Here is an 11,622-nt window from a genome sequence, read left to right as displayed (position 1 = left end):
ACCTCCATAGAATGTCCCCATGGTAGGGAGCCAGAACGGCCGGGAATACCTACTTAAAATAGGAAAATCTGCGTATTCCTTCCCCTCTTTCAAAGATTCTTCTATCTTTCATGCGAAGGTAGGCTTCGTTTTTCCTCTCTCTGGTGGGTAGTTATGCGATTTGTGGCTAAGTCCAATGGCTGTGAACGGGTGCGCCGCGCTGCCCCGTCCCCCGGCTCGACGCCGTCGCAGATATTACAAATCAGGAGTGGTGGAAATGAATACCGTGCAACTGTCCGCAGGCTACGAAGAGGACCGCACTGCGCGACGACGCGCTATCGTCGCGACCGTGCTCGGCAACGGATTCGAATGGTTCGACTTCATGGTCTATGGCTTCTTCGCCATCATTATCGCGAAGCTGTTCTTTCCAACGGGCAACGAACTGACGTCGTTGATGCTGTCGGTTGCAACGTTCGGCGTCGGGTTTCTTGTGCGGCCGTTTGGCGGCATCCTGATCGGGATCTACGCGGATCGCGCCGGCCGGAAGGCCGCGCTTTCGCTGACAATTTTGCTGATGTGCGCCGGCACCGCGTTGATTGGCCTTGCGCCGACCTATTCGCAAATCGGCGTTGCAGCCCCCTGTCTCATCGTGCTGGCGCGGCTGCTGCAGGGCTTCTCCGCGGGCGGCGAGATGGGTACGGCAACGGCCTTCCTCACCGAGCACGCACCGCCTGGCAAGAAAGCGTACTACTCGAGCTGGATCCAGACGAGCATCGGCTTCGCGGTGCTGCTCGGCGCGTGCTTTGGCACCGGCATTACGCTTGGCCTGTCGGCGGCCGACGTCGAGAACTGGGGCTGGCGTATTCCCTTCCTCTGCGGCCTGCTGATCGGGCCGATAGGCTTTTTCATCCGGCGCAACCTCGAAGAAACGCCGGTGTTCCTGCAAACGACAGACAAGTCGAAGACACCGCTCGCGGATGTGCTGCGCGATTATCCGTGGCAAGCATTCGCGAGTTTCGCGATGGTCGTATTGTGGACTGTATGTATCTACGTGATTCTGTTCTACATGCCGACCTTCTCGGTCAGAGTGCTGAAGCTGCCGGCGTCCGCGTCATTCATCGCCGCAATGGTCGGTGGAAGCGTGATCACCGTGTGTTCGCCCATCACCGGCTGGTGGTCGGATCGAATCGGGCGGAAATGGCTGCTCGGGGGGGCGTCGGCCGCGATGCTCATCCTCGCATGGCCGCTGTTCGTGATGATTGTGTCGGCGCCGTCGCTTGCCACGCTGTGCGTATTCCAGGCTGTGTTCGGCGTGCTGATTGCGGTGTACACCGGCCCGATTCTCGCCGCGCTTTCCGAAACGTTCCCGGCCAAGGTGCTGTCGACCGGGCTGTCGGTCGCGTACAACCTCGCCGTGATGACGTTCGGCGGTTTCGCGTCGCTGATCCTGACCTGGCTGATCAGCAGAACCGGCACCGCGATGGCGCCCGCGTTCTACGTGATGTTCGCAGCCGCATTCAGCTTGCTCGGCGTGCTGTTCGGCTACCGCCAGCCGCGCGGCACCTGATCTTGCTAGACTTCGCGGCGCCCCGCCGCGTCGTTCCCGGGGAGCCGCGATGAAACTCGAGACCGCAATTCGCGAAACCGTGCTGCGGGACGCCCAAGTCGTCGCCGGCGGCAAGAATCTTCAGCGCGAGATCACCTGGGTGCATATGGTCGATCACCCGGACATTGCGAACTGGGTGAAATCGGGCGAGCTTCTACTATCGACGGGCTATAACTGGCCCGGAGACGAGACCGCTTCGCGCCAACTCGTCCGGGATCTGAGCGCGATCGGACTCGCCGGGGTCGTACTCGCAGTGCCGAATTTCCGCGAGCATTTCCCAACCGAGGCGCTCGAAGAAGCGAACCGCGTCGGGTTGCCTCTGCTGGAGTTGCCATGGGCGGTGCAGTTTAGCGATGTCACGCATGAGATCCTCGCGAAGATCATCAACTTCCAGGGCGCGATCATAGAACGCTCAGAGCAGTTGCACCGTGCGCTCACGAATGCAGCAGTGTCCGCGACGAGCCTGTCTGATATTGCGCGCGCATTGAGCAGTCTGCTCGGGCGAGCGGTGACTTTCACCGATCCTGCAGGCCATGTGCTCGGCAGTTCCATTAGCGACGTCGGCGCGCTGGCGGCTCTCGAGCCGCAGTTCCTCGACGCAACGCGTGTGGACCTCCCTTCCCATTACCGTGGGCCCGCGAATCGCCCGACAAAGCTTGCATTCGCAACGGCGGACGGCGACGCACAACGGCTCTGCCACCCGGTGCGTCTGCAGGACACGGTGGTCGCGCTCATTTGGCTCGATCTCGCCGACGACGAGACCGATGAGCTGGACGCACGCGCTATCGAGCACGCGAGTGTCGTGGCGGCGCTTCACATGATGCACCAGCGAGCGCTCGCACAGCAGGAAGACCGGCTCGGCTATGCGCTCGTCGCGAGCCTGCTCGACGGCGAATTCACCACGTCGGCGAGCGCCCTCGAACGGGCTCGCGTATTCGGCTGGAGCGAAGCCGCCCCGTATCGAATTGGACTCGTGCTGATTGACGAGCCGATCCCGTTGACGACCGAAGGACTCGAACGCCGCGAACGCTGGGTCAATGCACTGAAGCGCCAGTTGCGTGCGAAGGGAATGCCGGAATTGCTCGGAATCTGGCTGAACCAGATCCGGTTAATCTTGCCAGCAGACGCATCGGTGGCGGCACTTTGGGAAGCCGTAACCGACCGGCGCGCAGCGATGGCGGTGAGTCGCGTACACAGCGGCGTGAAAGGCATGGCCCTCGGCGCGAAGGACGTCGAGGCGCTAGTTCCGACGCTGCGGGCCGGCCGGCTGCATCACTTCGACGAGATCCTCTTCCCGCGCGCACTGATGGGCGAAGCGGACGCGCGCGATTTGCTAGTCGAGCGGCTCGTGCTGCCACTGGCGGAGAAGCGGCGCGGCGAACCGCTACTCGATACGCTCGGCACGCTTGCCGACGAGGGCTTCCAACTTGCGAACACAGCAAAGGCACTCGGCATCCACATTAGCACGCTGCGCTACCGTGTCGAGCGAATCGAGAGCACGCTCGGCGTATCGCTTGAGGATCCTCGTATTCGTTTTCAGTTGCAGTTCGCCATTGAGCTGTATCGGCTTCGCGAGGAATAGACGCTGATTTCATACATTGCGCAGGAAGATTTCAGGGCAACGCCACGCTTTAATACGGGAGATTGGCCAGTGTTCCAACCACGACCACTGCGCAGCTTCAGTCGTTATCTGTCAGCAACTTGTCGAGAGGCACTCCGTGCTTGACGAACGGCGAACGGATCACGATGTAACTGAAATACTTCTCGATGCCGAGATTGCGGTCGAGCAGGCGTTCAATCACTTCCTGGTAGTGACCGATGTCCTTGACGACGAACTTAAGCAGGTAGTCGTACCCACCGCTCACCAGGTGACATTCGGTAATCTCGTCGAAATCGCGCACGTTCGCTTCGAAGCGCACAAAATCCTCGCGCCGATGGTCATGCAGCATGATTTCCGTGAACACTGACACGATGCTGGTCACTTTCGCGACATTCACGTGAGCACCGTAGCCCGAAATCACACCGGCTGATTCAAGACGCTTGACGCGCTGCAGGCACGGGCTCGCAGAAAGGCCAACCGCGGCCGCGAGATTCGCGTTGGTGATGTTGCCGTTCCTCTGCAATTCGGCAAGGATCTTGATGTCGATCCGGTCGAGTTTTGGTCGGTTGCTCATATCGTTCTGTTCTCGAATCGGCGGGCGAACCGGCGTCCCCGCTACACGCGGGAAAGCTCCTCGTGATGTGCCTTGACGAACTGCGCCATGCTGGTGAACCTGAAATCGACAGACGGCTCCGCGAATGTGCGCATCGTCGCACCGAGCCCGCGCTGCTCGAAGCGCCGATGAATCCAGCATGAACGAATGTCCAACCGGTTGGCTGGCTCATGATCGTGGTACATGCTGTCCGCGACGTGCAGGATTTCGTCCTTACGCACACCGAGTGTCGACAGCACGTCGAGCATATATTCAAAATTACGGCTCGACGGCTTGTAGCTTCCCACATCCTCAGCCGTGACGACAACGTCAAAGGGCACATGCAGCTTGGCGCGGCTGTATGTGAAATTCTCGTTATCCACGTTCGATATGATGACCAGCTTGAAGTACTTCTTCAAATACTGCAGCGTACTTGCCGAATCCGGGAAGGCGGGCCAATCGCGCACCGAACGACCATAAGCCTCCGCCTGCTCGCGCGTGTAGCTGACGCCCCACTCCTCCGCGAGCCGTTTGTAGACTACCTCGAGCAGCCGGTTGTACGGCATGTCGGGCGTCGCGTTCTGCTGATATGACTCGTGACGGGCGTGCGCTTCCAGCACCTGGTCGCGCGTCGATGGCGGGTCAAGCGATGAGACCAATGCTGACAGGCCCGCGACGATGCCCGATTCCCAGTCGATCAGGGTGCCGTAGCAGTCGAATGTCAGGGCCTTAAAATCCGTCAGCCGCATGAAGGGCTCCTTAACTGGGGTGTTCCGGCTTGCGCGGAACTCGCCGCGCCGGCACTGGCGCGGCAAATCAAACCGGCACAAGGGCCGGTAAATTTATCGACTACTTACTTCTGCAGCAGCGCTTCCTGGTGAGCCTTCGCGAATTCGGCCATGCTGTTGAAACGGAAGTTCACGGTGGGTTGCTCACCGGGGTTCATCGTCGCACCGAAACCGGTTTGCGAATGGCGGCGATAGATCCAGCACGATGCAAGCCCGAACGCGTTCGCGGGCTTGTGATCGTGGAACAGACTCTCGGCGGTGTGGAGGATCTTCTCCTTCCGGATACCGCGGGCGCCCAGCTTGTCCAGCATGTACTCGAAGTTTCGCGGCGACGGTTTATAGGAGCCGACGTCCTCTGCGGTGATGATCGCGTCGAATTCGACCTGAAGCTTCGCGTTGCTGTACGTGAAGCTGTCATTGTCGATGTTCGACAGGATGACCAGTTTGTAGTACTTCTTCAGATACTGCAGCGCGCTCGCCGAGTCCTCAAACGCCGGCCAATTGCGTACGGACTTGCCGTAGGCGAGGCACTCCTCGTACGTGAAAGGCACCTGCCATTCCTCGGCGAATCGCTTGTACACGATCGGCAGCAGTTCCTGGTAACGCTTCGCCGGCGTGTAGGCCTGCTGCGACGACTCATGACGTGCGTGTGCTTCAAGAACCTGATCCCGCGTCAGCGGCGGGTTGACGCGTTCGAGCAGAGGACGCAACCCCTCGAAAATACCCGTTTCCCAGTCGATGAGCGTGCCGTAGCAATCGAAAGTCAGTGTATCGAAGTCGGTCAGTTTCACAGTAACTCCTCCTGTTGGTTGGTGAGCTAGACATAGTCTATTGGGCACGCTCAGCAACCGTTACTTATGTTGCCCACCGCATCGGCAATCTCTGTTGCTCGTCCGCACACCAGCAGCAGAATCTGCTGCTGGCTTCTGCCTGGCATGTTAGCAAAAGGCGATCGCTGGATACCTTACTGTGGGTACCCCCTGGTTGTCGGGGACCCGACACGAACCGGACCCTCGCGCCGCTCCTCCGCCGGAACCCGTCAATCGCTTATCCCGCCCGGTATCGCGGGATAACCCTATTGCCGGATCTGGTTCAACTTCCCGTCAGCAATCTTGTACAGCGTAACCGGCGCGTTAGCCCATTCTCCCGAAGCATCGAAGCGGACCGCCCCGACCAAGGTCGAGAACGCGTCTTTCTTCAACAAGGGGACAAACTTCTCGGGATCGGTTGAGTTAGCCCGCTTCATGGCATCGCTCACAAGTATGGTCGCCGAATAGAAGGCGGGCGAATAGATGTCAGGTTTGCTGCCAAACTCCTTGGTATAGCGAGCGGCGAATTCGGGCCCCTTCTCCAGTTGCTCCAGCGGCAAACCACCCTGGGCGCAATAGCCTCGCCCGTCAAGCGCTCCTCCGGCAAGCTTGGGAAGCTCGACAGAGCAGATTCCGTCACCGCCAAGAATCGGAACGGTCAGCGCAAGTTGACGGGATTGACGGCCGACAGTCGCTGCTTGAGCGTAGTAACCGCCATAAAAGATCACGTCAGGTTTCGTGGCTTTGATCTTGTTCAGGATCGCGGTGAAGTCAACTGACTTGTCCGTCGCGAACTCGCGAGTCGTAATCGACATCCCCAGTTTCTTCGCGGTCTCCACGAAGACGTCGGCCACACCGGCACCATAAGCCGTGCGATCGTCAATCACAGCGACTTTGTCAGCCTTGAGTTCTTTCCGGGCGAATTCCGCCATCCGGGCACCCATGACGTTATCGTTGGCCGCCAAGCGAAATACGTACGGAAGGCCAGCCGCCGTGACCGCTGGATTGGAGGCGGCCCCGGTAATCACTGGGATGCGCGCATTATTGTAAATTTGGTCGGCGGGAATCATCACACCAGAGTTGTAGTGGCCGATCACTGCCTTTACACCAGAATCCACAAGTTTTTGCGCAATTGACATTCCTGTCTTCGGGTCCGCCTGATCATCTTCCGAGATCAGTTCAAACTTAACGAGTTGTCCGTTGATCTTCAGATTTGATGCATTCAGATCGTCGATCGCCAACCTTACGCCGCGCTCATTGTCCTTCCCGAAGAGCGCCTGCGCCCCGGTAAGTGGGCCGGCCACGCCGATCTTAACCACCTCGGCGTGAGCAACGATAGCGGAAAAAAACACGGCCAATGCAAATGCGGAATTGAATTGCGTTTTCATTTGTTACCTCATGGATGGGAAACTGGCTCGTGCGTCTCATTCGATGGTGAAGTCGACACGACATCGTCCAGCGATTCCGAGCATAGGCAGCCAAATTCGACGAACCATCCTGCTCAACGTACGAAAACGCAAGGCTCTTTCACTGCTATTTACGTTAATGTCCACCGGTAGGCCTATGCACGAAGATTCGTGCACCCGGATGAACCGGACCGGTTCTATCTCCCGTGCGCGCAACGCAGTGCTCGATAGGCAGAGGCTCATGGGGCTGTTGCATCTGCCGAAGCAACGGGCAACCGCCGTACTCGTCAGTTCCGCCAAGCCATCTCGCGAATGTCGATGGAGGGCTTTCGTCCCGCAACGAGGTCAGCCGTTATCCGGCCGCTGCCGCATGCCATTGTCCAACCCATGGACCCCTGCCCCGTGTTGAGAATCAGGTTCTGGTATTTCGCCGAGCCGAATCGGGTATTGCCGTCGGGCGTAGCGGGTCTCAATCCGGCCCAGTATTTCGCCTTTGAATAATTTCCGATGGTCGGATACAGACTTATCGCGGCCTGAGTCATATGCCGGAAATCGCTCTCCGCATGCGATGTGTCGTAGCCGACAAATTGCGCCGTCGCGGTGAGCCGAAGCTTGTCGCCGAGACAGGAGAACGCCAGGAGGTTGTCCTCATCGAGTCCGCCAATCACGGGCGCCTGGTCCAGATTCTCGATAGGGACGGTCATGGAGTAGCCCTTCACTGGAAAGACGTCCAGCTTGATACCATGAGGTCTGAGCAAAAGCGGAGAGTAGGAACCCATTGCAACGACGAACGTTTCCGCCTCGATCGGGCCGCGAGACGTTTCGACTGAAACGACGCGATCGCTCGCCACGTTGAGACCTTTAACGTCGGTGTTATAGAGAAATTTGACGCCCCGTCCCTCAAGTACCTTCGCCAGTTCGACCGTGAACAGTCTGGCGTCCCCAGTGCCATCGCTGGGAACGTAGACTGCGCCGACGAACTCGTTCTTGACCGGTTCGAGCGACGGCTCGATAGCTGCGACCTCCGTCGGATTGACTATCCTGATCGGAAGCCCGTTGTTTTCGAGTACGCGCATTTGCTCGACACCGTGCTTCATCGTCGACTCATTGCGATAGATGTACAGCAGTCCCCGATCGGTATGGTGGAACTGCAGCTTCGCGTCGTCGACGACTTCGCCCATAAGCGACTGCGAATAGGACGCGAGTCTCAGGCGCGACGCAGCGTGACGGTCGGCGCGGCTACGTGGACATTCAAGCAGGAACTTGAAAAGCCACGCCCACATGCGCGGCGAAAACTTGAGGCTCAATCGCAACGCCTGGTCATCACGTATGAGGGATTTGAGCAGAATCCCCGGCGCTGCGGGGGAAGCCCACGGATACGAGTGTCCGAGGCAAATGAGACTACCGTTCGCATGGCTGGTTTCGTTCGCCGCTACAGGCTGCCGGTCGACCACCGTGACGTCGAAGCCGTCCTTATTCAAATAGTAGGCGGCGAGTACGCCCGAGAGTCCCGCTCCTAGTACAACGACTTTCATCAGTTTCTTCCACGTAGTTTGCAGGCGAACAGCGACACCAGTTGTAGTGAAGCCTCGGTCGTCCAGGAATGGTGTTCCCACAATCGACTTTGCCGTGGCGTGAATAGTGAAGTGCTCAGCCACCGCTGACTTGATCGTAGCGAGGTGGCGCGGCAAAAAGTATCGAAATTGCGTGGTATATCGCTAGAAAATACCGGACAAGTCCAGCTCAGTTAGACAGGGGGCGGCCGAGCCAATCCACAACAGAAAATGCTGCAAATAGGGCAAATTTAGCGCGGCCTGCGCCACAAAGGTCCTGATCTCGGTATTGGCTTCTGTGCAAGTCCAATACACTGAAACTCGCCTCTCGAAACCGCACACGGCCCGCCAAACCTTTAACGCGGCGATGCACTCCGTCGACATACCGGGTCGAAATATCAACGGACCTGATGAAGACCATCGTGAGCGTTTGCACAGAGGAAAAAAGAGGTGCGGAGGCAATGGCGCTCCCCGTCTTCAGTGCTGTGTGTAAGCGACACGCACGATGTCAACTTGAGAGGACACGATGACGATTCAACGAACGGAAACATCCAGGCGCATGAGCCAGGCTGTACGCGCGGGCAATACGATTTATATCGCGGGCCAATTGGCGTACGACAATCAGTTCGCCGATGCGAAGACCCAGACGACGGAGATTCTGGATCGCATCGACCGGCTGCTCGCGGTCCACGGCGCGAACCGGGAAAATCTGGTGTCTGCGACCGTATGGCTCAGCGATATTCGCTATTTCCACGAGATCAACGAGGTCTGGGATGCATGGGTTCCTGAAGGCCATGCACCGGGCCGCGCCTGTATTGAATCGAAGATCGCCTTCGATGGTTACAAGATTGAAATCCAGGCAATAGCCTATCTGTCATCCGACGCGTGATCGCAATGGCGAGGGCAACGGCAGCTACTCGCAGTTGCGCCGATAGATCACCGCAATCATTCGAAAGCGGGACAACCAACAGCGATGAGAACGATTTTCGTAGACTGCACCCCGGAGCTGCATGAAGTGATCTCCCGACGACGCCTGCCGGTTCCCGCGGGTCTGGACATTCACGTGGGCAGTCCTGATGGCGAAGAGATGCTGCAGTTGTGCCAAGGTGCAGATGTGGTCCTGGTCGAACATAGTTTCGTTCCAGATGCCCTGTTTCGTGAAAACGCCGGGCTTCGCGAAATTGTGTTCATGGGTACGGGAGCGAGTTCATACATTAACCTGACGGCCGCAGAAAGTGCTGACGTTCCTGTGTCGACCGTCTCGCGCTATGGTGACCGGGCCGTGGCCGAACATACAGTCGCCCTGATGTTTGCGGGGGCAAGACAGATTGCCAGAATGGATCGCGACGTGCGCGGTGGAATCTGGATGCCATTGTCAGGCCAGCAGCTCGAGGGGCGCAAGCTTGCGGTGCTTGGTCTCGGTGGCGTAGGGACAGCCGTGGCCGAACTTGGGCAAGCACTTGGTATGGATGTGCACGGATGGAGTGCTACTCCCCGTTCAGCTCCCTTCTTTGAACCCGATCTACGCAAAGCGCTTCAAACGGCGGACGTGGTCTCCATCCATCTGGCTCTTACGAAGGAAACGCAGGGATTGTTGACTGAGGAATTGTTGCAGCTTCCCAGGAGAGGATTTCTGCTCGTTAACACCGCTCGTGCGGCACTGATCGACAGGAAAGCGATGATCGCGGCACTTGACTCCGGGCAAATGGGCCACGCCGCTCTGGACGTATTTGACGCAGAGCCATTGCCACGCGACGACACGCTTACAGGACGATCCAACACAACCCTGACGTCACACGCAGCATATATGACGGAGGACGCATATTGTTCGTTGTGGAGTAAGGCGCTCGATCATTTAAGGCGTATCGCCGCAGCCGGTTAGGCTTGAAGGAGGGGTGACCTTCCTCGAATCTTGCACACACGGAGATGAGACCAGCCGTGGCATCGTCACCTTGCGAGTCGTTGAAATGAGTCAGTTTGAAAAAATCGTCTACGTATGCCGAGTGAGCGGTCAGCGCTTGCATGTTCGACATGATGGCAACGCGTTGTGGATGCCCCTCGGCGACGCAGCGCGGCTCCTTGGCAAGAGGCCCGCGCAACTCGCAAAGTCGCTAAAGTATTTGCGGCTCAATCGCGAAATTGACGAGGCCGCCGATATCAAGGAAACGAACTCCGAACCAGCGACAGCCGATCTGTTACTCAATCACCGTGCAGTGATCTCGCTTGGGTATCACCTGAATTTCGGGCGCGTTGCTCCCTTCAGGGACTGGTGTTCCGAAACGTTGCAGGCACGTCAGCGGATTCTGGCGTTGTTCTAGCTCACCGGCGCTGCGGCCCGAACATACGCGACAACGCACGCGCGAACTCCTTAACAGCGGCATCAGCCGTCGGACGGTACAGCAGCGCGATATCCCTGGTTTCGATCGAAGGCAGCCCGCTCTTCGGTGTCAGCACGGCGTGATCCGCCAACACTGCGCGCGCGGGCAGCAGACTGACGCCGAGACCATCGGCAACGGCCGCCTGGATTCCGCTCAAACTCGAACTGATAAAGCTCATCCGCCAGTGGCGCCCGAGTCCTTCGATCGCATTGGTCATGTCGTCACGGTATAACCCGCGCGGCGGAAATGCGACGATCGGAATCGGATCAAGCTGGATCGAAGGGTTCTTCGCACTGTCGATCCACCTCAATTGCTCCGGCCAGCACGCAACGGCTTCACGGCTATTGCGCCGCTGCTTCACGAGAATCAGATCCAGGTCGCCGCGATCGTAGCTATTGCTCAGGTCGCGGCTTAATCCGCTGGTCACTTCCAGCTTGACCTGCGGATGCTTGCGGTTGAACGCGGCGAGCATATGGGTTGTCGGACCGCCGACGAAATCTTCCGGCACGCCCAGCCGGACAGTCAGCCCCACCGTCGCGCCCGACAGCGCTTCAATCATTTCATCGTTGAGAGCAAGCATGCGGCGCGCGTAGGCGAGCAAGGTTTCGCCGGCATCGGTCGGACTCACGTCGCGACTGCCGCGCTCGAGTAGCTTGTGCCCCGCCATATCCTCGAGACGCCGCACCTTCTGGCTAACGGTGGACTGCGTGGAATGAAGCCGTGCGGAAGCCGCAGTAAAGGTGCCGCAATCGGCCACCATGACGATGGCCTTCAGCAGATCCAGATCGAATAGCGGTGTACGCGCTTTGGCGTTGGGTTTCATCGAGCCTCGCAGCGCCTGACAATGGCATATGTCTAATCAATGGTATCCAATTTCCAACTAACATGCATTTGAACATTTAATTTTCGAA

The 11,622-nt window shown here is 58.4% G+C and carries 11 protein-coding genes; 5 read left to right on the top strand and 6 right to left on the bottom strand.

The genetic code is table 11. From position 1 onward, the window contains the following. The first annotated feature begins 256 nt into the window (after positions 1–256). Both M0D67_RS27700 and M0D67_RS27695 read left to right on the top strand, forming a co-directional pair. Positions 257–1,546 carry an MFS transporter gene (locus M0D67_RS27700; RefSeq protein WP_266240504.1) on the top strand — a complete coding sequence of 430 codons (1,290 nt, stop codon included), beginning with the start codon at positions 257–259 and terminating at the stop codon, positions 1,544–1,546. Positions 1,547–1,595: 49 nt separating this feature from the next. Next, positions 1,596–3,167: a PucR family transcriptional regulator gene (locus M0D67_RS27695; RefSeq protein WP_171926152.1), complete on the top strand. Its 1,572-nt coding sequence runs from the start codon at positions 1,596–1,598 to the stop codon at positions 3,165–3,167. Positions 3,168–3,264: 97 nt separating this feature from the next. On the opposite strand, the gene M0D67_RS27690 is transcribed toward M0D67_RS27695, so the two are convergent. The 5 genes from M0D67_RS27690 to M0D67_RS27670 all read right to left on the bottom strand — a co-directional run bounded on the left by M0D67_RS27690 (position 3,265) and on the right by M0D67_RS27670 (position 8,315). Then, positions 3,265–3,759 (bottom strand): Lrp/AsnC family transcriptional regulator, encoded by a 495-nt coding sequence (locus M0D67_RS27690; protein ID WP_266240503.1) that lies wholly within the window; start codon positions 3,757–3,759, stop codon positions 3,265–3,267. Positions 3,760–3,800: 41 nt separating this feature from the next. Continuing rightward, positions 3,801–4,526, bottom strand: coding sequence for a haloacid dehalogenase type II (locus M0D67_RS27685; protein ID WP_266240502.1), 726 nt, complete (start codon positions 4,524–4,526; stop codon positions 3,801–3,803). A gap of 104 nt (positions 4,527–4,630) precedes the next feature. Then, positions 4,631–5,356 carry a haloacid dehalogenase type II gene (locus tag M0D67_RS27680; protein ID WP_266240501.1) on the bottom strand — a complete coding sequence of 242 codons (726 nt, stop codon included), beginning with the start codon at positions 5,354–5,356 and terminating at the stop codon, positions 4,631–4,633. A gap of 284 nt (positions 5,357–5,640) precedes the next feature. Then, on the bottom strand, positions 5,641–6,762 hold the full coding sequence (locus M0D67_RS27675; RefSeq protein ID WP_266240500.1) for a branched-chain amino acid ABC transporter substrate-binding protein: 1,122 nt from the start codon (positions 6,760–6,762) through the stop codon (positions 5,641–5,643). Positions 6,763–7,067: 305 nt separating this feature from the next. Beyond that, positions 7,068–8,315, bottom strand: coding sequence for a D-amino acid dehydrogenase (locus M0D67_RS27670; RefSeq protein ID WP_266240499.1), 1,248 nt, complete (start codon positions 8,313–8,315; stop codon positions 7,068–7,070). A gap of 544 nt (positions 8,316–8,859) precedes the next feature. Here M0D67_RS27670 and M0D67_RS27665 point away from each other — a divergent pair. From M0D67_RS27665 to M0D67_RS27655, 3 genes are all read left to right on the top strand, one after another. Beyond that, complete coding sequence (locus M0D67_RS27665) at positions 8,860–9,222, top strand: RidA family protein (RefSeq protein ID WP_171926147.1); 363 nt, start codon at positions 8,860–8,862, stop codon at positions 9,220–9,222. Between the two features lie 84 nt (positions 9,223–9,306). Further along, on the top strand, positions 9,307–10,215 hold the full coding sequence (locus M0D67_RS27660) for an NAD(P)-dependent oxidoreductase (RefSeq protein ID WP_266240498.1): 909 nt from the start codon (positions 9,307–9,309) through the stop codon (positions 10,213–10,215). A 13-nt stretch (positions 10,216–10,228) separates the two neighbouring features. Further along, positions 10,229–10,651, top strand: a complete 423-nt coding sequence (locus M0D67_RS27655; protein WP_266240497.1) for a hypothetical protein — start codon at positions 10,229–10,231, stop codon at positions 10,649–10,651. A gap of 1 nt (position 10,652) precedes the next feature. Here M0D67_RS27655 and M0D67_RS27650 read toward each other — a convergent pair whose 3' ends face one another. Further along, a complete protein-coding gene (locus tag M0D67_RS27650; RefSeq protein WP_266240496.1) occupies positions 10,653–11,534 on the bottom strand; it encodes a LysR family transcriptional regulator in 882 nt (293 codons plus the stop codon). Between the last annotated feature and the right edge of the window lie 88 nt (positions 11,535–11,622).

The sequence above is a fragment of the Paraburkholderia sp. SECH4 genome, assembly GCF_030511745.1.
GTDB lineage: Bacteria > Pseudomonadota > Gammaproteobacteria > Burkholderiales > Burkholderiaceae > Paraburkholderia > Paraburkholderia madseniana.
Note: the sequence above shows the minus strand (reverse complement) of the source record. Positions and strands in the feature narration are given on the sequence as shown.

What these genes read in the sequence shown, in the direction of transcription:
- M0D67_RS27700 (WP_266240504.1), top strand. Translation starts at nt 257, where the DNA reads ATGAATACCGTGCAACTGTCCGCAGGCTACGAAGAGGACCGCACTGCG.
- M0D67_RS27695 (WP_171926152.1), top strand. Translation starts at nt 1,596, where the DNA reads ATGAAACTCGAGACCGCAATTCGCGAAACCGTGCTGCGGGACGCCCAA.
- M0D67_RS27690 (WP_266240503.1), bottom strand. Translation starts at nt 3,759, where the DNA reads ATGAGCAACCGACCAAAACTCGACCGGATCGACATCAAGATCCTTGCC.
- M0D67_RS27685 (WP_266240502.1), bottom strand. Translation starts at nt 4,526, where the DNA reads ATGCGGCTGACGGATTTTAAGGCCCTGACATTCGACTGCTACGGCACC.
- M0D67_RS27675 (WP_266240500.1), bottom strand. Translation starts at nt 6,762, where the DNA reads ATGAAAACGCAATTCAATTCCGCATTTGCATTGGCCGTGTTTTTTTCC.
- M0D67_RS27670 (WP_266240499.1), bottom strand. Translation starts at nt 8,315, where the DNA reads ATGAAAGTCGTTGTACTAGGAGCGGGACTCTCGGGCGTACTCGCCGCC.
- M0D67_RS27665 (WP_171926147.1), top strand. Translation starts at nt 8,860, where the DNA reads ATGACGATTCAACGAACGGAAACATCCAGGCGCATGAGCCAGGCTGTA.
- M0D67_RS27660 (WP_266240498.1), top strand. Translation starts at nt 9,307, where the DNA reads ATGAGAACGATTTTCGTAGACTGCACCCCGGAGCTGCATGAAGTGATC.
- M0D67_RS27650 (WP_266240496.1), bottom strand. Translation starts at nt 11,534, where the DNA reads ATGAAACCCAACGCCAAAGCGCGTACACCGCTATTCGATCTGGATCTG.